13 protein-coding genes and 3 pseudogenes are annotated in these 24,018 nt (G+C 34.9%); 13 read left to right on the forward strand and 3 right to left on the reverse strand.

What is annotated here, in order from left to right; translation table 11 throughout:
- Positions 1 to 27: 27 nt before the first annotated feature.
- The 7 genes and pseudogenes from betA to HYI43_02000 all read left to right on the forward strand — a co-directional run bounded on the left by betA (position 28) and on the right by HYI43_02000 (position 10,194).
- Entirely contained in the window at positions 28 to 1,734 is a 1,707-nt protein-coding gene (betA, locus tag HYI43_01970) for a choline dehydrogenase (GenBank protein ID UDI77376.1), read from the forward strand.
- A gap of 191 nt (positions 1,735 to 1,925) precedes the next feature.
- Positions 1,926 to 4,190: a helix-turn-helix domain-containing protein gene (locus tag HYI43_01975; protein ID UDI77377.1), complete on the forward strand. Its 2,265-nt coding sequence runs from the start codon at positions 1,926 to 1,928 to the stop codon at positions 4,188 to 4,190.
- A gap of 147 nt (positions 4,191 to 4,337) precedes the next feature.
- Positions 4,338 to 5,513 (forward strand): amidohydrolase, encoded by a 1,176-nt coding sequence (locus HYI43_01980; GenBank protein ID UDI77378.1) that lies wholly within the window; start codon positions 4,338 to 4,340, stop codon positions 5,511 to 5,513.
- Positions 5,514 to 5,525: 12 nt separating this feature from the next.
- Complete coding sequence (locus tag HYI43_01985; GenBank protein UDI77379.1) at positions 5,526 to 6,908, forward strand: MFS transporter; 1,383 nt, start codon at positions 5,526 to 5,528, stop codon at positions 6,906 to 6,908.
- Between the two features lie 180 nt (positions 6,909 to 7,088).
- Positions 7,089 to 8,273, forward strand: a complete 1,185-nt coding sequence (locus HYI43_01990) for an amidohydrolase (GenBank protein UDI77380.1) — start codon at positions 7,089 to 7,091, stop codon at positions 8,271 to 8,273.
- Positions 8,274 to 8,386: 113 nt separating this feature from the next.
- Positions 8,387 to 8,602, forward strand: coding sequence for a hypothetical protein (locus HYI43_01995; GenBank protein UDI77381.1), 216 nt, complete (start codon positions 8,387 to 8,389; stop codon positions 8,600 to 8,602).
- A 119-nt stretch (positions 8,603 to 8,721) separates the two neighbouring features.
- Positions 8,722 to 10,194, forward strand: a pseudogene (locus tag HYI43_02000) (acyl--CoA ligase).
- A 53-nt stretch (positions 10,195 to 10,247) separates the two neighbouring features.
- On the opposite strand, the pseudogene HYI43_02005 reads toward HYI43_02000, so the two are convergent.
- Positions 10,248 to 11,031, reverse strand: a pseudogene (locus tag HYI43_02005) (SDR family oxidoreductase).
- 119 nt (positions 11,032 to 11,150) lie between these two features.
- On the opposite strand from HYI43_02005, the gene HYI43_02010 reads away from it, so the two are divergent.
- From HYI43_02010 to mqo, 4 genes and pseudogenes are all read left to right on the forward strand, one after another.
- Positions 11,151 to 12,041, forward strand: a complete 891-nt coding sequence (locus HYI43_02010) for a LysR family transcriptional regulator (GenBank protein ID UDI77382.1) — start codon at positions 11,151 to 11,153, stop codon at positions 12,039 to 12,041.
- A gap of 206 nt (positions 12,042 to 12,247) precedes the next feature.
- Positions 12,248 to 14,875: a pyruvate, phosphate dikinase gene (locus tag HYI43_02015; protein ID UDI77383.1), complete on the forward strand. Its 2,628-nt coding sequence runs from the start codon at positions 12,248 to 12,250 to the stop codon at positions 14,873 to 14,875.
- Between the two features lies 1 nt (position 14,876).
- A pseudogene (locus tag HYI43_02020) lies at positions 14,877 to 15,594 on the forward strand (kinase/pyrophosphorylase).
- 364 nt (positions 15,595 to 15,958) lie between these two features.
- Complete coding sequence (gene mqo, locus HYI43_02025; GenBank protein ID UDI77384.1) at positions 15,959 to 17,452, forward strand: malate dehydrogenase (quinone); 1,494 nt, start codon at positions 15,959 to 15,961, stop codon at positions 17,450 to 17,452.
- Between the two features lie 186 nt (positions 17,453 to 17,638).
- On the opposite strand, the gene HYI43_02030 is transcribed toward mqo, so the two are convergent.
- On the reverse strand, positions 17,639 to 18,343 hold the full coding sequence (locus HYI43_02030; GenBank protein ID UDI77385.1) for a GntR family transcriptional regulator: 705 nt from the start codon (positions 18,341 to 18,343) through the stop codon (positions 17,639 to 17,641).
- 187 nt (positions 18,344 to 18,530) lie between these two features.
- Between HYI43_02030 and HYI43_02035 the strand changes: the two genes are divergently transcribed.
- Together HYI43_02035 and HYI43_02040 are read left to right on the forward strand one after the other, a co-directional pair.
- On the forward strand, positions 18,531 to 20,432 hold the full coding sequence (locus HYI43_02035) for a PTS glucose transporter subunit IIA (protein ID UDI77386.1): 1,902 nt from the start codon (positions 18,531 to 18,533) through the stop codon (positions 20,430 to 20,432).
- A gap of 41 nt (positions 20,433 to 20,473) precedes the next feature.
- Positions 20,474 to 21,913 (forward strand): 6-phospho-beta-glucosidase, encoded by a 1,440-nt coding sequence (locus tag HYI43_02040; GenBank protein UDI77387.1) that lies wholly within the window; start codon positions 20,474 to 20,476, stop codon positions 21,911 to 21,913.
- Positions 21,914 to 22,017: 104 nt separating this feature from the next.
- Here HYI43_02040 and HYI43_02045 read toward each other — a convergent pair whose 3' ends face one another.
- The gene (locus HYI43_02045; GenBank protein UDI77388.1) at positions 22,018 to 23,889 is read right to left on the reverse strand and encodes an esterase; all 1,872 of its coding nucleotides are present in this window, start codon (positions 23,887 to 23,889) and stop codon (positions 22,018 to 22,020) included.
- Between the last annotated feature and the right edge of the window lie 129 nt (positions 23,890 to 24,018).

Raw genomic sequence — 24,018 nt, forward strand, 5'->3', positions numbered from 1 at the left:
ATCAATTTAAGGGAGGACGAATTTACAATGAGTAAACATAAATCATATGATTACGTCATTATCGGTGGCGGTAGTGCAGGATCAGTATTAGGTAATCGATTAACAGAAGATAAAGATAAAGACGTATTAGTATTAGAAGCAGGACGAAGTGATTATCCTTGGGATTTATTTATTCAAATGCCAGCAGCATTAATGTTCCCATCAGGTAATCGTTTCTACGATTGGATTTATCAAACAGAAGAAGAACCTCACATGGGGCGTAAAGTAGACCATGCACGTGGTAAAGTACTTGGAGGTTCTAGCTCAATCAATGGCATGATTTACCAAAGAGGTAATCCAATGGACTATGAAGGCTGGGCAGAACCAGAAGGTATGGAATCTTGGGACTTTGCACACTGTTTGCCATACTTTAAACGCCTAGAAAAAACTTATGGGGCGACACCATTTGACCAATATAGAGGGCACCATGGTCCAATCAAACTAAAACGTGGTCCAGCTACAAATCCATTATTCAAATCATTCTTTGATGCTGGTGTAGAAGCGGGTTATCATAAAACAAAAGATGTAAATGGCTTTAGACAAGAAGGATTTGGACCATTCGATAGCCAAGTACATAATGGCCGTCGTGTGTCAGCATCTAGAGCATACTTACATCCTGCTATGAAACGTAAAAACTTAACAGTTAAGACACGTGCCTTTGTTACAAAAATACACTTTGATGGTAACAAAGCGACAGGTGTTACGTTTAAACGTAACGGAAAATATCATACAGTTGACGCTGGTGAAGTTATTTTATCAGGCGGTGCATTCAATACACCTCAATTATTACAATTATCAGGTATAGGTGATGCAGAATTCTTAAAATCTAAAGGTATTGAACCACGTATGCATTTACCTGGTGTTGGTGAAAACTTTGAAGATCACTTAGAAGTTTATATTCAACATGAATGTAAAGAACCAGTTTCCTTACAACCTAGCTTAGATGTTAAACGTATGCCATGGATTGGTTTACAATGGATATTTGCACGTAAAGGTGCAGCAGCTTCAAACCACTTTGAAGGTGGCGCTTTCGTAAGATCTAATAATCAAGTTGCTTATCCTAATTTAATGTTCCATTTCTTACCAATTGCAGTAAGATATGATGGACAAAAAGCACCAGTAGCACATGGTTACCAAGTGCACATTGGTCCGATGTACTCTAATTCACGTGGTAGCTTAAAAATTAAATCTAAAGATCCATTTGAAAAACCAAGTATCGTGTTTAATTATCTTTCAACAAAAGAAGATGAACAAGAATGGGTTGAAGCAATTAGAGTAGCACGTAATATATTAGCTCAAAAAGCTATGGATCCATTCAACGGTGGAGAAATTTCACCAGGACCATCAGTACAAACAGATGAAGAAATCTTGGATTGGGTACGTAGAGATGGCGAAACAGCATTACATCCTTCATGTAGTGCAAAAATGGGACCTGCTTCAGACCCAATGTCAGTCGTTGATCCATTAACTATGAAAGTTCATGGCATGGAAAACTTACGTGTTGTTGACGCATCAGCAATGCCTCGCACAACAAATGGTAATATTCATGCACCGGTATTGATGCTTGCTGAAAAAGCAGCGGACATTATTCGTGGTAAGAAACCATTAGAACCACAATATGTTGATTATTATAAACATGGTGTAAGTGATGAAAATGCAGGCGCTATGGAATTTGATCCATATTATCAACATTAATTGACGTCATAATAGAATGATCAATATAGATTAAATAAAGGCGATTTCTATTTAACTTGAATAGAAATTGCCTTTTTTATACAGATATATTTAGAGGTGGAAGAGGGCGTTCACCATATAAAGACGCATACGTTATGAATTTTGATATGATAGATAGAAAGAAGTGGTTTGGAAGGGTGGATGAATTCCTCTTGAATACTAAATATGAAATCACATTCGACTCTAAAAAAGAAGATGTAGCTTCTGGTTATTTATCACTTAACCTCATTTTAAAAGGTCATGTGACATGCCAAAGTGAAAACCGAAATAAGCAATATCACGTGGGAGATATTCTTTTAATTAATAGTTATCAGAACTTTTTAATTTTAGATGATTCTGATGTGAGTTATATGTCTTTACGTCTTTCAAATAAGTATTTTTCTCATTATATCGAAGATAAAAATATTTATTTTCATTTCGATGATGTTTCTCCAAAAATACAGAAAGATTTCAAAATGATGCTAGCTAAGATGGGGATTACGTATCTAAGGAAAGGTAAATTTTATCAACTCCATATGGATCAAATGATGATTCAATTGATTGAGATGCTAGTGAAGTTTGTGCCGTATCAATCTAGACAAGAAATGATTCAAGAACAAAATAAGGATGATGTTATTGTTAGTTTAGCTTCAGAATTTATCAATCAACATTTTATGGAACGTATCGGTTTAGATGATTTAGCACATTTTATTAATTTATCTAGTTCATATACCTCTCGCTTATTTACCAAAAAACTAGGAACTTCATTTAATAGTTATCTTAATAAAGTTAGAACAAGAAGTGCAGAAAGTGATTTGAGATATACAGATATCCCAATAACAGATGTTGCATTAAAAAATGGCTTTTCAAGTTCAACGGCGTTATCCAAAAATTTTAAATTATGGTATCAGATGACGCCAAGTGAATATCGTCAACAATATCAAATTAAAGAAATGCGTCAGTTAGAAATGGAACCAATGAATAAACAAAGTATTAAAAAGTATATTCAATACTTGTCGTCATTTGTTGATAATCAAATGGATGTCGTTATTAATTCTGCAGAGCCTCAAAAAGAAATTGATATTAAACTCGAAAACGGTTTAGGACGGTTGAAAAAATATAATCATATCGTTCAAATTGGGAGTATTATCAATGTACGTGTTTCCCGTTATAGAGAACAATTATTAGAAGTAAAAGAGAAAATAGGATTAGATACTGTACTCGTTCAAGATTTAGCGAATGATACATCTTGGAAAGAGCAAGTAGTAGTATCAGATGAGATTATTCCACATAGTCATCAATATATGACTTTAGATGAGTGTTTACTATTTTTAATGAATCATCAAATTAACTTAAGTATTCGTTTAAGACCGCCACGTAGGGCGATTGCGTTTCAGTCTTATTGCGAAACATGGGACAACATCCTAAAACATTTCGTCAATATGACAACGCATAGCAATAACATTCAACTTTCAGTGATTGTAGATGCCATTGATATGAAACAATATATACAGTTATATGAGGCATTTAAGCACTATATCGACAATGTTAAATTTATTGTTAATTATCAAGAGAGTGATGAATATTTAAACAAGTTGAAATCACTTTTCAAAATGCATTCCGAAAAGGTAAATATGTTAGCGTTTGAAGCGAATCAAAATGATGTCGTCAATTTAGAGATTTCTGAAGATATGCAATATCAATATGCTAAAAAACATATTAATGAAAAAGTAGAAACTATACTTGAGTGGCTTCCGACACAGCATAAAGATATACCACTTATGCTACTTAATTGGAATACATTGACTGGCAATTCTAATTTAACCAATGGCGAATATTTTAGAGCGGGTATCATTTTTAAACAATTGTTAGATATCAATGATAACGTTTGTACGGTAGGATATTGGCTAAATTATGAATTACACCAAAAGTATGGCGTGATGAATGAACATCAATTGATGGGGATTGACTTGTATCATCAATTTGATGGTAAACGCCCTGCATTTTTTACAAGTAATTTCTTTAGAATGCTGCTACATAATGTCAGATTTAGAAATAATGAATGCATGGTTGTTGGAGATGATACACATTTTCAAATTGTAGTGTGGGATGCAGATCATTATAATCCTTATTACACTGTCACTGGGGAACCTAATGTGATGGAAAATAGAAATGTTAAATTGGAAATTAAAGATATGCATAGTGGACAATATAAAATAAAGCATTATACATTGGATAAAGAAAATGGAGCACTTTATCGTGTTTGGCAACAACATAATGCCATGTATGGTATGGACCAAGAAACTATTGATTATATCAATCGTATTTCTTATCCAAAACTGGATATTACAGAAGTCGACGTTGATGATAGTTTAACGTACTATTTAAAAATAATGACGAATGCGATTCATATCATTGAAGTAAATAAATATGTATAAGTAAGAAGGATGACAAAAAACAATCATTAATTTTTGTCATCTTTCTTTTTTAATTTTAAAAAGAACGAAAATCGTGCTTAATAAGACAATAATCACATATTAAATATTACGAAATCCGATAAAATAAGAAGTAAGGAGAGATGAATTATGAACAAACAATTAATTAACACTTTACAAGAAAAAGAAGCACGTATGATTGAAATCAGAAGATATTTACATCAACATCCTGAACTATCATTTAAAGAACAGGAAACACCCAAATATATTGCAGATTTCTATAAAGATAAAGATTGCGATGTTGAAACTAATGTAGGACCTAATGGTGTGAAGGTGACGATTGATAGTGGTAAACCAGGTAAAACCATTGCAATTCGCGCAGACTTCGATGCATTACCAATTCAAGAAGCAACGGGTTTACCTTTTGCCTCTAAAAATGAAGGTGTGATGCATGCATGTGGTCATGATGCACATACAGCATATATGTTAATTCTTGGTGAAACATTAATTGAAATGAAAGATCAGTTTAAGGGTAAAGTTATTATTATTCATCAACCAGCAGAAGAAATGCCACCCGGTGGTGCACAAGGTATGATTAAAGACGGCGTACTTGATGGTGTAGATCACGTTTTAGGTGCACATGTCATGAGTACGATGGAAGCAGGTAAAGTCTTTTATAGAGAAGGCTTCGTACAAACTGGACGTGCCTATTTCAAATTGAAAGTTCAAGGTTCTGGTGGACATGGTTCATCACCACATATGGCAAACGATGCGATTGTAGCAGGCGCACAATTTGTAACTGAAGTTCAAACGATTGTATCTAGACGCTTAAGTCCATTTGAAACAGGTGTTATTACAATCGGTTCATTTGATGGTAAAGGGCAATTTAACGTTATCAAAGATGCGGTAGAACTTGAAGGTGATGTCAGAGCGTTAACAGATGACACTCGAAACACAATTGAGAAAGAATTGAAACGTTTAGTAGAAGGTCTTGAATCAACATTTGGCGTAACATGTGACTTCGAATTTAAGAAAGATTATCCAGCTTTATATAATGATCCAGAATTCACACAATATGTGGCTCAAACAATTAAAGAAGCGAATGCAGATGATATTAAAGGTATTGAAGTTTGCGAACCTCAACCACCATCAGAAGATTTTGCTTTCTATGCGGCAACGTTACCAAGTACGTTCATTTACTCAGGTGCTGCACCAAAAGATGGAAAAATTTATCCGCATCACCATCCAAAATTCACAATTGATGAGTCATCCATGTTAGTAGCTGCAGAAGCGGTAGGGACAGTTGTTTTAGACTACTTAAGTTAAGGAGAGAACACTATGGAAATGAAACAACAACAATTCACTGGAAATAATAAACTGTTATTAGGTATTGTACTCGGCGTCATTACATTTTGGTTATTTGCACAATCATTATTAAATTTAGTGCCAACCATCCAACATTCATTTTCAAGTAGTATAGGTACGACAAGTATTGCGATCAGTATTACAGCATTGTTTAGTGGTATGTTTGTCGTTGGTGCTGGTAGTTTCGCAGATAAATTAGGTCGTGTGAAAATGACGTATATCGGATTAACATTGAGTATCGTTGGTTCACTCTTAATCATTGCAACACCATTCACATCAATGTTAATTCTAGGACGTATTATTCAAGGCTTGTCAGCAGCAGCGATAATGCCATCGACTTTAGCAATTATCAAAACATACTACCAAGGGTCAGATCGTCAACGTGCTTTAAGCTTCTGGTCTATTGGCTCATGGGGTGGTTCAGGATTCGCATCATTATTTGGTGGCATGATTGATACAGCTATTGGTTGGCGTTGGATTTACATCATATCAATTATTGTCGCTATTTTATCAATAGTATTAATCAAAGGTACACCTGAAACAAAAGCAAATCAAACAGAACAAACACGTTTTGACTTTGGTGGATTAACACTCTTTGTCATTATGATGTTAAGTATTAATATAGTCATTACACAAAGTGCTAAATTAGGCTTATTCTCACCTATCATATTAGGTTTAATAGTCGTGTTTATCATTTCAACACTCATCTTTATACGTATAGAAATGAAAAAACACAACCCATTAATTGATTTTAAATTATTTAATAATAAAGCCTATACCAGTGCTACCGTTTCAAACTTTATGTTAAATGGTGTAGCAGGTACATTAATTGTTGCTAATACATTTGTTCAACAAGGTTTAGGTTTCACAACATTTCAAACAGGATTGCTCTCAATTACGTATCTCATCACAGTCTTATTAATGATTCGAGTAGGTGAAAAAGTATTACAAAAAGTAGGCGCAAGAAAACCAATGTTATTAGGTACTGCACTTAACATGATTGGAATATTACTTATTTCATTTACATTCTTATCTTCACATATGTATGTTGTTGTTTGTGTTATCGGTTATTTATTATATGGTTTAGGGCTAGGTTTCTATGCGACACCATCTACAGATACTGCTATTTCTAACTCTCCTGAAGATAAAGTGGGTGTAGCATCAGGTATTTATAAAATGGCGTCTTCACTTGGTGGTGCATTTGGTATCGCACTTTCAGGTACGATTTATGGTATTGGTACAGCCATGGTTAATATTCACTTTGGTGCGATGTTAGGATTATGGCTCAACATATTAATGGCTATGATTTCATTTTTAGTTATACTGATTGGTGTTCCTAAACAAAAAACAGAATAATGTTTCAAATACTTCAATTTAAGGAAGAGTGTTTAAGAATTCATGAGAGTTCTTACACTCTTCTTTTTTTGAAAATAAAATAATTCAACATTGTTATAACAAGATTCTGTAAGGTGTTAACCCTTTTAACAACATAATTAAAATCTAAAAGCATATAATAATGAAAAAGGAGTGGATAATATGATGAAAGATTTAGTAAAACGTCTACAAGATAAAGAAGAACGTATGATTGAAATACGTAGACACTTACATGAACATCCAGAATTGTCATTCCATGAAGCTGAAACACCTAAATATATTGCTGATTTTTATAAAGATAAAGACTGTAAAGTAGAAACGAACGTAGGTAAAAATGGTGTGAAGGTAACCATTGATAGTGGTAAACCAGGTAAAACCATTGCGATTCGTGCAGACTTTGATGCACTACCCATTCAAGAAGATACTGGCTTGCCGTTTGCCTCTAAAAATGATGGTGTGATGCACGCATGTGGTCATGATGCACATACAGCGTATATGTTAATCTTGGCAGAAACATTAATTGAAATGAAAGATCAATTTAATGGTAAAGTCGTTGTTATTCATCAACCAGCTGAAGAAATGCCACCAGGCGGCGCAAAAGGCATGATTGAAGATGGCGTGTTAGAGGGTGTAGACCACGTATTAGGTACGCATGTAATGACGAATATGGAGCCAGGTAAAGTCTATTATCGTCCAGAAAATGTTCAAACTGGCCGTTCTTACTTTAAATTAATCATACAAGGTGAAGGCGGACATGGTTCATCTCCACATACTGCGAATGATGCTATCGTAGCCGGTGCTAACTTTGTGACAACTGCTCAAACGATTGTATCTCGTCGTCTTAATCCATTTGAAACAGGTGTTGTAACTATTGGTTCATTTGATGGTAAAGGCCAATTTAATGTCATTAAAGATAAGATTGAACTTGAAGGCGATGTGCGTGCATTGACAGATGCTACACGCGATCGCATCGAGGAAGAATTACAACATATGGTAAACGGATTAGAAGCTACATTTGGTGTTAAATGTGATTTTGAATTTAGTAAAGACTATCCAGCATTATATAATGACCCTGAATTCACAAATTATGTAGCTGAAACGATTCAAAATGCTGATTTAGCTGATGTAAAAGGGGTAGAAGAATGTGAAGCACAACCACCTTCTGAAGACTTCGCCTTTTATGCTAAAACATTACCAAGTACCTTTATTTATTCAGGTGCAGCACCACAAGATGGTAAAGCATACCCACATCATCATCCGAAATTTAAAATTGATGAGAAAAGTATGTTAGTAGCTGCAGAAGCGGTAGGTGCGGTCGTATTAGATTATCTAAATTCTAAATCATAAGCTTATTATTGAGTTTACCCGACAAATTTTTACAATTTGTCTCCTTTTCAGTACTAGTTTAAAGCTATGTATCATGATAGTATAAGCGTATATCTAGACACTGGGGTGAGATAATGAGTTTTTATGATTTTATGCAAGGATTTATAGGTGACCAAACCCCTTTAGGCGAACTCGCTCAATGGATTAATCAAGATCAACAATTTCCTAAGTATGAAAGCATCTCAGCAAATATACTTAGTTACTTTTCAAAAATTACGACATTGGACCATGAATTTTTAGAAATAGTGAAGCGTTCTCTTTCACTCTATGAACAGAGTCAATTATTTTAATCGCTTTCACATAGATATACAAATCAAAGCATAGCTTGATGCTAGTTTAGAAATGAAGGATAAGAATCATGATTTTAGAAGATAGTTATAAAACATATGTAGTAGAAGAAAAAAGTAAAGTAACATATTCAGAATTGATTAAGAATGCAAATAAAGTGGGACTCATCTTTTTGAATCATGGATTGAAAAAAGGAGATAAAGTATTAATCATGATGCCTCGTGCAATTATGACATATGAACTTTATCTAGCAGCGTTAAAATTAGGTATAGCGATTATTCCAAGTTCTGAAATGTTAAGAACGAAAGATTTACAATATCGAATTACACATGGTGAAATTCAAGCGGTCATTGCTAAATCAGATTTCATTGAAGAATTTAAAGGTGTTAAAGAATATGAATCTTTAACTAAATTTATTATTGATGGTCATGAAGATGGTTGGATTAATATTGAAGACGAAAAGGAAACACAAAGCGATGTGCTTGATATAACAAATACGTCAAGAGATGATCTTGCCATTTTATCTTATACATCAGGTACTACTGGAAATCCTAAAGCAGTAACACATTCTCATGGCTGGGGCTATGCACATATGAAAATGGCACCAGAACATTGGTTGTGTATTAGAGAAGATGATTTAGTTTGGGCGACTGCGGCACCAGGTTGGCAAAAATGGGTATGGAGTCCTTTCTTATCAATTATGGGTTCAGGTGCTACTGCCTTTGTTTATAATGGCAAGTTCAACCCATCACGCTATTTAGAATTATTGCAAGATTTCAAAATTAACGTATTATGTTGTACGCCAACAGAATATCGCATGATGGCGAAACTAGATAACTTACAAGACTATAATTTAGAGCATCTGCATAGTGCAGTATCAGCTGGTGAACCATTAAATCGTGAAGTAGTAGAACAATTCCGCAATAACTTTAATTTAACGGTTCGCGATGGCTACGGACAAACTGAAAGTACGCTATTAATCGGATTCTTAAAAGATACAGAATCTCGTCCAGGTTCAATGGGGAAAGAAATACCAGGTAGCCGTGTAACGGTTGTTGATGATGATGGTCATCCAGTAGAACCCAATGTTAAAGGTAATATTGCTTTGCCATTAGATTTCCCAGGTCTTTTCAAAGGATATTATAAAGATGAAGAACGTACAAAAGCAGCACAAGCTGGTGATTATTATATTACAGGTGACTTAGCACATATCGACGATGACGGTTATTTCTGGTTCGAAGGACGCCGTGATGATATTATTATTAGCTCTGGCTATACGATTGGGCCATTTGAAGTAGAGGATGCGCTAACAAACCATCCGGCTGTTAAGGAATGTGCTGTGGTTGCTAGTCCACATGAAATCCGTGGTAACATTGTTAAAGCCTTTGTTATTTTACAAGATGCTTATGAAGGTAATGACGATCTAGTGAAAGAATTACAAGCTTTCGCGAAAAATGAGGTCGCTCCTTATAAATATCCACGAGCTATTGAATTTGTTGAATCTTTACCTAAGACAAATTCTGGTAAAATTCGCCGTGTAGAACTACGCGATGCTGAACGTGAAAAATATAATAAAGAAAATGGTTTCAAATAAATCATTTATCAAATCAAACACCTCGTTAAGTGACTTAGTATTGATTTACTTTGTCATTTAACGAGGTGTTCTTTTACAGTGTATCCGCCGTCAACAGTTAATGCAGCACCTGTAATAAAGCGGGTTCATCACTAGCTAAGAATAGTACTGCGTTAGCCACATCGACGGGTTCACCTAAATAACCAATAGGATGACGTTCAGACATTTTAGCAGTATAGGCTTCTAAACCACCTTCAGTTTCAGCGCCTAGCTTTTTCACTAAAGGTGTTAAAATGGTACAGGATCTGAGTTAACACGGATATGGTCCTTACCAAGCTGATGGCATCTTGTCGATTCATATTGGTTACCGCACCTTTTGCAGCGGCATATGGTGTTAGTTCATCTGTACCACTAAACCTAAGATTGAAGAGAAGTTGACAATAGAACCGCCACCATTTTCACGTAAGAGAGGTACAGCGTGTTTAGTACAGAGAATACCCCTTTAACATCCACTGCAAAACCTGATCCCATTCTTCTTCAGTTAATTGGTCCAGTTGTTTTACGCTCCTGTAATACCAGCACAGTTAACTAAGATATCGAGTTTGTGCCAATAGTCTTCTTTAATATGAGTGAATGTTTCTTTAACACTTTTTCCTTAGAAACATCAAGTACATAGCCATATACATTACGATTGCATGACTTGAAGATAACGTTTTCAACTGCTTGATTGACCACATCCTCTTTAAGGTCTGAAACAATAACCGTTTGCACTTCTTGCGGCGAAACGTTTGCTGTTTCAAAGCCCATACCGCCACCTGAACCTGTAATTAATGCGACTTTATTTTCTAATCTCATAATTATCCCTCTTTTTTTAAAATTGAAAATAACTACTATTACAATTTAATGGTAGCACCAGCAATTAATAATGTATAATGCATAATAATTATATTTTTATAACTTTAGGTTATAGATAAGGGGTGAGGAAAATAGAAATCATTAAACTTAAATATTTTAAAGTTGTGGCAGAAATGAACAATATCACACAAGCATCTAAACGATTAAATATATCACAACCTGCATTAAGTAAAGCTATTTCTTCGCTTGAAGATGACATAGGTGTTAAATTGTTTGACCGCAAAGGTAGGCAAATATTTTTAAATCAATATGGAAAATTAATGCTTAATTATGTAAATAATGCTTTTGAAGAGCTTAATGAAGGAGAACGTGTAGTAAGAGCATTGACAGGCATTGAAAGCGGGCAAGTGACTTTTGCAATCACGTTTCCACACGTCATGCCATCCCTCATTCAAATATTTTTATCTCAACATCCAGATCTTAAGATTAAACAATATCAAGCGAATTCTGATGATGCTAAACAATTAATATTAGATAACAAAGTAGATTGTGCCATTTCCTCTTCACCAATTGAACATGAAGATATTGTATGGGAACCTATTATCAAAGATGACATCTATTTAACAGTGAGTAAGACACATCCTTTGGCAACGTTTGACTCAATTGAGTTGCAACAAATTGAGAACGACAGACTAATCGGACAAATCAAGGGCTATGGTTTCCGCGATACTATAGACGACATTTTAGAAAGGGAAGGCATTCGTCCTAACTATCAAATCGAAGTAGAAGATTCGAGTGCGATTTTAAAATTAGTTGCTATGAATATTGGTATTTCATTTACGCCCAAGCAAGCGTTAATGCAGCTGAATTCACAAGTCGTTGCTATCCCTATTAAAAACAAAGGATGTTATCGTATGATTGGTATCGCATATAAGCAATCACATTATTTTACGGAAGTAGCAACGTCGTTTAAAACGTTCGTAACACAATACTTTCGTGAACTAAACAATTAAACTAAATAGGTATAAATAGTATGACACAATTATGACGTGTTCAATAGACGTTTCAAGAAAGTTTGAATGTCAATTTTACGCCTTAATTGTGTCTTTTTTGTAAACCTTTAATATAATTATGATGTTTTTAATTGTATTAATTTGTGTTATATGACATACTTTAAATTAATTAGTATGACATAATAATTAATTGAGGTGACATTATAATGACAAAATATATTTATGCTTTTGATGAAGGACAAAAATCGATGAAAGATTTACTTGGAGGTAAAGGTGCGAATCTGTCTGAAATGAAACGTTTAGGGTTACCTGTGCCAGATGGTTTTACTATTACGACTGCTGCCTGTATTGAATACTTAAAACAAGGTAAAGAATTATCGACTGAAGTAAAAACACAATTAATAAATCATCTTGCTGACTTTTCAAAGAGAACTGGGAAATCGTTCTCATCAGATGCTAATTTATTACTTGTATCTGTACGAAGTGGTGCTAAAATATCGATGCCTGGTATGATGGATACGATTCTCAACTTAGGATTAAACGATGATAACGTTAAGAAACTTGCAGATAAAACAGGTGATGCACGCTTTGCGTATGACTGTTACCGTCGTTTGCTACAAATGTTTGGTGAAGTCGTATATAACGTGCCAATGCAAGCATTTGATACATACTTTGAAGATTATAAACAACGTCACAACTTTGAAAATGATGCTGCAATTACAGCTGAAGGTTTGCAAGAAATTTGTGAACGTTTTAAAGAAATTTATATGGAAGAAGTCTATAAACCTTTTCCACAAGAACCATTAAAACAATTAGAAGAAGCAATCGAAGCGGTATTTAAATCTTGGGATAATGACCGAGCACGAATTTACCGTGATTTAAATGATATTCCGCATGACATTGGTACAGCTGTAAATATCCAAGAGATGGTCTTTGGTAATAGTGGTAATAATAGTGGAACTGGCGTTGCATTTACACGTAACCCAGTGAGTGGAGAAAATAAATTATTTGGTGAATACTTATTAAATGCACAAGGTGAAGACGTTGTAGCTGGTATTCGCACACCTAAAGATATTTCAACATTACATGACCAAATGCCAGACGTGCATCAAGAATTTGTTGATGTGACAAAACAACTTGAACAGCACTATAAAGATATGCAAGATATTGAATTTACGATTGAAAATGGCAAACTATATTTACTACAAACACGTAATGGTAAACGTACGGCACGTGCAGCAATTAAAATTGCAGTTGATTTAGTAGATGAAGGTATTATTAAAAAAGAAGAAGCGATGTCAAACGTTGATGTGAAATCCATCGATCAATTACTGCATCCTAATTTTGATGAAAAAGCTTTAAAAGAAGCTACCGAAATTTCTAAAATTGGTTTGCCTGCAAGTCCGGGGGCGGCTACAGGACAAATCGTGTTCTCGGCTGAAGAAGCTAAAGTACAAGCTGATGCAGGTAAGAAAGTCATCCTAATGCGTCCGGAAACGTCTCCAGAAGATATAGAAGGTATGATTGCGAGTGAAGCCATCGTAACGACTCATGGTGGTATGACATCGCACGCTGCTGTAGTCGCACGTGGTATGGGTAAATGTTGTGTGACAGGTTGTTCGGATTTAGAAATTAATACTGTAGCAAAGACAGTTTATTATAATGGTGGTGAACTTCATGAAGGCGACACAATTTCAGTTGATGGTTCTAAAGGGGACATCTACATCGGTGAAATTGAAACAGTGAGTGCCGAACACAGTGAAGAATTCACACAATTCATGGAATGGTCAGAAGATATTGCACGCTTGAATGTCCGTATGAATGCTGAAACACCTCAGGATATTAAAGCAGGTTACGAATTTGGTTCTAAAGGAATTGGTTTGGTACGTACTGAGCACATGTTCTTCGGAGCAGAGCGTTTAGTTGAAATGCGCCGATTCATTCTGTCTTCTTCATATGAACAACGTGTAGAGGCATTAAATAATATTCGTAAGTATCAAGTAGAAGACTTTGAAGCAATATTTAGATTATCTGGTGAACGTCCTACAATTGTACGTCTGCTTGATCCACCGTTACATGAGTTTTTACCTAATTCAGATGAAGATGTTGAGAATGTAGCACGACAACTCAATATTCCTAAAGAAGTACTAAATAAACGCATTGTAGATCTTCATGAAGTGAATCCGATGTTAGGACACCGTGGTTGTAGACTTGCTATCACATATCCTGAATTATATGAAATGCAAGTTGAAGCGATTATGGGAAGCGTATTAAAACTTAAAAAAGAGGGGATAACATGTAAACCTGAAATTATGATTCCATTAGTATCGACTGTGGAAGAATTTACAACGCTTAAAGAGAAGCTTGTTAATACAATTGAACAGTTAGAGAAAGAACAAGGGGATAGCGTACCGTATTTAATCGGTACAATGATTGAAACGCCTCGTGCATGCTTAGTAGCAGATGAACTAGCGCAACATTGTGATTTCTTTAGCTTTGGTACCAATGATTTAACACAATTGACATTTGGTTTCTCTAGAGATGATGCAGGCAAATTTATAAATGTGTATACTGAAAGTAATATATTGAAGCTTGACCCATTCCAAACGTTAGATAAAGATGGTGTCGGAAAATTAATCGAAATTGCAGTTGAACAAGCTAAAAAAGTGAATCCGAAGATTAAAATCGGTGTTTGTGGTGAATTAGGTGGAGATGCCAAGTCTATTCGTCGCTTCAATCAATTAGCGATAGACTATGTTTCATGCTCACCATTCCGAGTGCCAGGTGCAATTTTAGCAACAGCTCAGAGTCAAGCGGAGGAAAGCGAGCATTAAAGTGAACGAAATTCAATCAAATGAACAAATTCTAAAGTTATTTATCGTATCAGATTCCATTGGCGAAACAGCACAACGAATGATTCATGCAACATTAACGCAGTTTCCTGATTTGCATAATGTTGAAATTAAGAAATTTCCATATATAAAAGACGAAGAAGAATTCTTAAATATTTTAAATTTAGCTCGTGAACAACATGCGATTGTTGCGACGACATTAGTGAGTGAATCATTTAATGCCCTTGGACATCAATTTGCACATGAACATGATATTCCTTATGTTGATTACATATCTGATTTAATCAGTATTATTGAAAAGGTAACACACAGCCAACCACTTATGGAAAGTGGTGCGTTACGTAAATTAAATGATGAATATTTCAAACGGATTGAAGCGATTGAATACTCAGTTAAGTACGATGATGGCAAACATTTTACTGATATTGGAGAAGCGGATGCATAATGTATATAAACAAAAAGGCTTAAAAGTGTTTGGTTTAACTGCGAGTCCACAGTATATAGCTAATATACGAAAGAATCGTGCCGAGACATTAGGTTTATCTAGCGAATCACGATACAATAACTTGGATCGCATTAAGAAAGAACTTGTTTATGCGGAAGAAGTCTTCAAGAAATTAAATGCAACCGTCATTAATACAGAATATAAATCGATTGAAGAATCCGCATTTTACATTGAAAAGTTTATACAACCAAAATGATAGTATAAGCTAGAAAAGTGGTTCATTTATAAATACCTTTCATACATGTTAAAAGCGACATATCAAAAGACGATTAATAATATTGAAACAAATTTGGTTTGTTAAATAAGAACGCTTGGTTACATATTGTAGCTGAGTGTTCTTATTTATAAATTGAATGAATGTTTATTAAAACAGGAATCTATAAAAAATTAATTATAATTAAGTTTCGCCAATTTACAATTTACCATATTTGTTTTAACATAATAGTGAAAGGCTTAACAATCTTAACAACAAAGTATATTACTTTGGTTTAAAGGGAGAAAGAAAAGTAAGTAATAACTTTTTATATTGTTAACTAATAAATTTGGAGAGGTGTACAACCATGGCAGAATCAAAAGACGTCATTTTAATTGGTGCCGGTGTCTTAAGTACAACATTTGGTTCTATGTTAAATGAGCTTGAACCTGATTGGAATATCAAGCTCTATGAACGTATGGATCGACCAGGCCTAGAAAGTTCTAATGAACGCCACAACGCTGGTACTGGTCACGCTGCACTTTGTGAATTGAACTATACTGTTCAACAACCAGACGGTTCAATTGACATTGATAAAGCGAAAGAAATTAATGAAGAATTTGAGATTTCTAAACAGTTCTGGGGTCACTTAGTGAAAGAAGGACATATCGAGAATCCAAGAGAATTTATCAATCCTCTACCACACATCAGTTTTGTTAGAGGTGTTCATAACAAAGAATTCTTGAAAAAACGTTATGAAGCAATGAAACAATCACCAATGTTCGACAATATCGAATATACAGAAGATATTGAAGTAATGAGAAAATGGATTCCATTAATGATGAAAGGCCGCGTTGATGATGGCAAAATGGCTGCTAGTAAAATCAACGAAGGTACTGACGTAAACTTTGGTGAATTAACACGTAAGATGGCTAGACATTTAGAACAAGACGAACATGTTGAAGTTAAATATAGTCATCAAGTACTTGATTTTGAACGTTTATCTAATGGTAAATGGCAAGTTAAAATCAAAGACCTTAAAACTGGTAATGTATTTGAAGAAGTTACTGACTATGTATTTATCGGTGCTGGCGGTGCCGCAATTCCATTGTTACAAAAAACAGGTATCCCTGAAAGTAAACATTTAGGTGGATTCCCTATCACTGGTCAATTCTTAGCTTGTACTAACCCACAAGTGATTGAAGAACACGATGCCAAAGTGTATGGTAAAGAGCCACCAGGCACACCACCAATGACTGTACCTCACCTTGATGCACGTTACATCGAAGGTAAACGTACGTTATTATTTGGACCATTTGCGAATGTAGGACCTAAATTCCTTAAAAATGGCTCAAACTTAGATTTATTCAAATCTATCAAACCGTATAACATTACTACAATGTTGGCTGCAGCAGTTAAAAACTTACCATTGATTAAATATTCATTTGATCAAATCATCATGACTAAAGAAGGTTGTATGAACCACTTACGTACATTCTACCCTGAAGCGCGTGATGAAGATTGGGAATTATACACTGCAGGTAAACGTGTACAAGTCATTAAAGATACTGAAAAAGAAGGTAAAGGATTTATCCAATTCGGTACAGAAGTGGTTAACTCTGAAGACCATTCAGTTATTGCTTTACTTGGTGAATCACCAGGGGCATCAACTTCAGTATCAGTAGCATTAGAAGTGCTTGAGAAAAACTTCCCTGAACATATTGGTGAATGGGACGCTAAAATTAAGAAAATGATTCCATCATATGGTCAATCATTAATTGAAGACGTTGACTTAATGAGAAAAACACGTCGTCAAACTTCTAAAGACCTTGAATTAGGTTATTATGATAACGCTAAATAAAATGTAATTAAATTAAGAGTCCGAGACATAATGTTCTTGGATAAATAAAGAGGGCAATTTCTATTTAAATAATATAGAAATTGCCCTTTTTATTTATTCGTTTATCTTTGTTGGGGTTACAACCAATTTATAAAGAATTCTGTCCTACTTCCGCTAGGATTTTAGGATTTATGTTCCAGTCTGTTTTTAACTTTCTATAGGAATAAAGAAGTTAGAGTATTGATAATGATATACAATATTTGAGTAATCAAAAGGAATCCCTTTATTGGTATGGAAGGTCAAATCATGACGCATACAAGGATCGTTTGGCTTAAGATTCAATTGTGGGGCTTCATTTTCAGAAAGGAAATCAATATAGAAATAGATATCAGAGAAACCAATATGAATCTTAAGTTCGGTTTGTAGATAATCGAATATTGAACGCTCGGCAATCGTCTCATCAAGGTGAGTGACCAAATCTTGATTGAAGTAAGATGTCTCAATACACAACGGATTATTGTCTAAGTAGCGTATTCGCTCAACATAATAAACTTGCGCATTGCTGTCTGATAAGCGTAAATGATCTCTTACTTCATCATTTGGATAAATTGATTCAACTTTTAAGACTTTACTTGTGACTTGATGGCCTTGTAAATTATCGGAAAATCCTTTTGTTTTTAATAAATTAATATAGCCAGATTTCTTTTTATTACGTACATAGATACCACTACCTCTTGTCTGATAAATCGTACCTTCTTTTTCTAACATTTCCAATGCTTTAATAATCGTGCTTTTACTAACTTGATAGTCTTGCTTGAGCTGTTCTACACTAGGCAATTTATCTCCAACAAGATATTGATTGTTTTCAATAGAATCTGAAATTTCATGTGCAATGCGTTCGTACTTTAACATCATTTGACTCCCTTATGACGTGATTTTATATACATTATAGCAAAACTAAGTTCAATTTTGTTAATTGTACCGGTATAATTCTGGGAAATCTGTTTACAAATTGTACCGGTATAATTATAATAAAATGTGTAAGGGTTTTCATTTTTAAGGGAATAAAAATGAAAATAATTAATTGGGAGGTTGTGTCATGAGTGAAAAAGATAAACGATTGGCGAGTGAAATCCTCGAAGCAGTAGGTGGAGAGGATAATATCGTCAATTACACTCATTGCGCAACGCGATTACGTATTGTCTTGAAACGTTCTGTGCCGGATGCGAAAAAGAATGTAGCAGCACTTGATGGTGTGGTAACTGTCGTTGAAAATAATGGACAGTTTCAAGTCGTGATTGGCAATGCGGTCGCTAGTGTATACAAAGAATTTGAAGGCTTAGTGGGGGAAGATAATCAACAATCAACTGATGATGAGGGTGAAAAGGGAACGATTCTAAATCGTATTATTGCAACTATGTCAGCAGTATTCGCGCCATTCATTTATATCTTGGCTGCGGCTGGTATTTTACAAGGTATCTTAATAATAGCAAAGATGATCTTTCCAACTTTTGAGAAGACGGGTACATATGAAGTATTCAACTTCATCTCATGGTCACCATTTACATTCTTACCCATATTCATAGCAATTACTGCTTCTAAACATTTCAAAGTGAATACATATATCGCTGTGGCATGTTGTGCGGCATTGGTTAGCCCGGATTTAGCAGGTATTGTAGAACGTATTAGTAGTGGTAAAACATTTACGTTTATTGGCATTCCTTTAAGTGAAACAAGCTATACATCATCTGTATTACCACCGTTATTATTAGTATGGGTGTTGTCATATGTTGAGAAATATTTAAATAAATATATTCATGAAGTCATACGACCTTTATTTGTACCATTCTTCAGTATTGTCATCATGGTGCCACTTACATTATTAGTGATTGGGCCCTTAGCGTCTGTTGCTGCGCATGGTATTGCTCAAGGATTTAACTGGTTAGTAGCTGTAGCACCATGGTTAGCTGGCTTGTTAATAGGTACATTCTGGCAAGTATTCGTTATATTCGGTGTTCACTGGGGTGTGACACCTATGGTCTTGGCAAACTTTGAACAATATAAAAGTGATGCTTTCTCTGCATTCCAAACAATTGCGGTTATCGCACAGTTTGGTGCCGTTATGGGTGTATTCCTGAAAACGAGAAATAAAGACTTGAAGAAGGTTTCATTATCAGCAGGTATTACAGGCATCTTTGGCATTACCGAGCCATCAATGTATGGTGTTAACTTACGATTTAAGAAACCATTTGTTATCGCGTGTATTAGTGGCGGTATTGGTGCTTTGATTGCTAGTTTCTTTAATCCGAAATACTACGCGTACGCTGGATTACCGGGTCCAATTACTATTGTAAATGGCTATAACGCGCATAATCCAACATCTATATGGGGTATTATCATTGGTTCAATCATTGCGATTGTATTACCAATTATCTTAATCCAAGTGCTTGGGTATGGTGAAGATGTGACGGAACAAGTAGAAGGCGTTGAAGTTGATGAAGGCCACGAGGCTAGCCACAACACAACAATTGCGAATGAACATCTTGAAAGTGATGTTTATGCACCATTAAACGGTTTGGTTGTACCTTTATCTGAAGTCAATGACCCAATATTCTCTGAGGGTATGATGGGTAAAGGCGTTGCTATCCAACCAGAAAGTTATGAGATTAAAGCACCTATCGATGGCACAATCAGCATGGTAGCAGTTAGTAAACATGCTATTGGTATTACATCATCAAATGGTGTTGAACTTCTAGTGCACGTAGGCTTAGATACAGTTAAGTTGAATGGTAAAGGTTTCTATTTACTCGTTTCTGAAAATGAAAAAGTAAAAGTAGGACAACCTATATTAAAATTTGATGCAAGTTATATCAAAGAACAAGGCTATGACATTATTACACCAGTATTAATCACAAATAGTGATGAATTTGAAGATGTCATATTAGACGATACACAACACGTAAAAGCAAAAGATAAGATTATGACGGTAGTTAAAAAGTAAAATATTGAAAAATCGATAAATAAGAAAAGGAGTTTTGAGAGATGTCTAAATTACCTAAAGATTTCTTATGGGGTGGCGCTTTAGCAGCCAATCAATTCGAAGGTGGCTATGATCAAGATGGCAAAGGATTAAGTGTTATTGATGTGATGACAGCTGGCGCACACGGTAAAGCACGTGAAATCACACAAGATGTAGAACCAGACAAATATTACCCAAATCATGTTGGTATTGATTTCTATAATCGTTATAAAGATGATGTGAAAATGTTCAGTGAAATGGGCTTAAAATGTTTAAGAACATCAATCGCATGGACACGCATATTCCCTAATGGTGATGAAACAGAACCTAATGAAGCAGGGCTACAATTCTATGATGATTTATTTGATGAATTATTAAAATATAACATTCAACCTGTGATTACACTTTCACATTTTGAAATGCCATTACATTTAGCGCGTGAATATGGAGGTTTCAGAAATCGTAAAGTGGCAGATTTCTTTGCGCATTTTGCAGAAACTGTATTTAAACGTTACAAAGATAAAGTGAAATATTGGATGACATTTAACGAAATAAACAACCAAATGGACATCAATAATCCAATCTTCTTATGGACAAACTCAGGTGTCTCATTAAAAGAGGATGATAATAAAGAAGAAGTGTTGTACCAAGTAGCGCATAATGAATTAATTGCGAGTGCTAAAGCCGTTAAGATTGGTAAAGCAATCAATCCTGAATTCGAAATTGGTGCGATGATTTCACATGTGCCAATCTACCCTTATAGCTGTAACCCAGAAGATATTATGGAAGCGGAAGTGGCAAGTCGTATGCGTTTCTTCTTCCCAGATGTTCATGTCCGTGGTTATTACCCAGGTTATGCGACGAAGATGTTCGAACGTGAAGGATTCGATATTGGTTGGCAAGATGGTGATGACGATATTTTACGTGAAGGTACAGTGGATTACATCGGATTCAGTTACTATATGTCTACAGCTGTAAAACATGATAATGAATCAAGTGTAGAAGATAATGTTGTTAATGGTGGTTTACCAAACTCAGTTGATAATCCATATATTAAGAAGAGTGATTGGGGTTGGGCGATTGACCCAGTCGGTTTACGTTACACATTAAATGCATTATATAACCGTTACCAAATTCCATTATTTATTGTTGAAAATGGTTTTGGTGCTGTAGATGAATTTGATGAAAATGGACAAATCCATGATGATTACCGTATTGAATATTTACGCGAACATATTGAAGCAGCCATCGATGCTGTTGATAAAGATGGTGTAGAATTAATGGGTTATACGCCATGGGGTATTATTGATATTATTTCATTCACAACTGGTGAAATGAAAAAACGCTATGGTTTAATACACGTAGACCGCGATAATGATGGGAATGGTTCATTAAAACGTACGAAGAAAGATTCATTTGATTGGTACCGTAAAGTGATTGAATCAAACGGTGAAACATTATAGCTAAACTATAAAATGAAAATACAATAAAAGTCCCTAGAAGCCGTGGTTATCCATTTCTTCTAGGGACTTAGTTATTTTAATATATGTTGTGTTAATAATGCGTCTTATTTTTTATTTATGCTTTCTACCCATTTGATGAAGTTACTGTTACCATCACCAGATGTTTCTGCCATTGTATGACCTTGATCCCATACCGTTTTGAAATCAACATTGTTAGCGCCTACAAGTTGTTTCAATGCTAGGGATAAGTTGGTTTCAGTATTTAATGCTGTATCGCCTTGTTGGATGCCTGTTCTAATTCTCCAATGTTTAGCCACGTTTGACTTACCATAACCGCCATAATAATTAGATAAATAATACATTGGATTATACATGTTCATTCGTGTAGACATGTTCGTACCTAATTTGTCTGTTTTAGTTAAATCATTATGGTAGGCAGATACATATTTGCTATTCCAACCACTCAATTTACTATATTTTGATTTATTATCTTGTAAAAGTTTTGCAAGTGTTTGGTTAAAATGTAATTTGCTGTTATTACCAGAAGTACCGAATACTTCATTTTCAGCTTGGCTACGTTTTAAGTCATCAAAGGCTGAGACAGATTTTGAAGGTTGTTTATAGTATTTTGCAAAGTCTTTAAGACTTGTAATATGTGCACGTTTTGTCTTTTTGTCGTACGTAATCCATGTGCCTTTTTTATTCAATGCTTTCAAATAGTCATCCATTGTTTTATATGTCTTGTTTGAAGATTGATTACCCATTTTAGGTGCTGAACCACTATTGCCTGAAGGTTTTTTACCGGATGGTTTACTACCACTTGGTTTATTGCCACTTTGTTTACCGCTAGTCATGCCCGCTTGTTCCGAGCTACTTTGTTTGTATGGGAAAGTTGTGTTATTTAAAAATTCAGTAGCTGAGTCTTCAATTTCTTTTTTAAGATATTTAGCGTAAGTACCTTCAGTATATTGCCCATGTTTAGATTTAGATAATGACAGTGTTGTGTTACCATCTTTAAGCTTTAATTGATTTAAATAGCTAGCATATGATGAAGCGAGATCTGTTGATAATTGTTTTTGGAATGAGTTTGTTTTACGGTTGCCTTCGTTACCATATTGACCCATTTGCCATTCATATGCGGCATCAGCTTGGTCTAAACTTGTAATTGGGCACCATGCCATGGCACCATCGATTTTATCACTAATATATTTACCATTTTTGTCTGTCATGGCGGCGCCAATCTTTTCTAAATATTTATAATATAGCTTGCTATCTCCAGAAGCACCGGCAATGGAACTTTGAGCACCGCCACCACTATGACCAAATGTATAAATCTTACTGCTATTACCTGGGAGATTGCTATCATTGAAGCGATAGTATCGAATTGCTGCTTTAAGATCCGTTACACCCCATGGAGAGCCAGTTTCATATGATTTCGTACTAGAACTACTACTATCATTGCCCATGCTCATACTACGGCCACGAAGACCTGCTTCTACATAAATGAATCCAGCTTTCATATATTTCGAAATGTTGCTGTAATTATATGAAGTAGGCGCACTTTGTTCAGCATAGCCAGGGGTGTTTACCGGATAGACGATAGGAGCTGTTTTAGCGGAATAACCGTTCACTTTTTTTCCATTATTAATTGTAACTGTATAGGTGCCGTTGCTATTTTTCTTACCTGTGAAATAGGCGGCAGGTACATATATACCAAGTTTTTCTACATTTTTGGCTTGGGGGTTTGAAACATAACGCACATTTAATTGATAATAAACGTTGTTTTTACTATCATATTTCCATTTCGTGTTATCTATTTTCAATGATGATGAGGCTTGCTTATAATTTTTAATCTTAACACTAGATGTAGACACACCTTTTGTATCGTGACTTGAATTGTTGCTTTGATGTTCACCAGCACTACAACCAGATAATAGGACTGTAGCTGTTAAAAGTGATATAAAGGTTCGTTTCATCTTATACTCCTCCTCTAAATTGTGATAAATCTATTATTTATCACATAAGGAGGGGTATCAATTCGGATTAAGCGAATCAACCATTCTATATTTGAAAGTACCAATAGACCTTTAGTCCCTTGACAATTG

This window comes from Staphylococcus taiwanensis, assembly GCA_020544305.1.
GTDB lineage: Bacteria > Bacillota > Bacilli > Staphylococcales > Staphylococcaceae > Staphylococcus > Staphylococcus taiwanensis.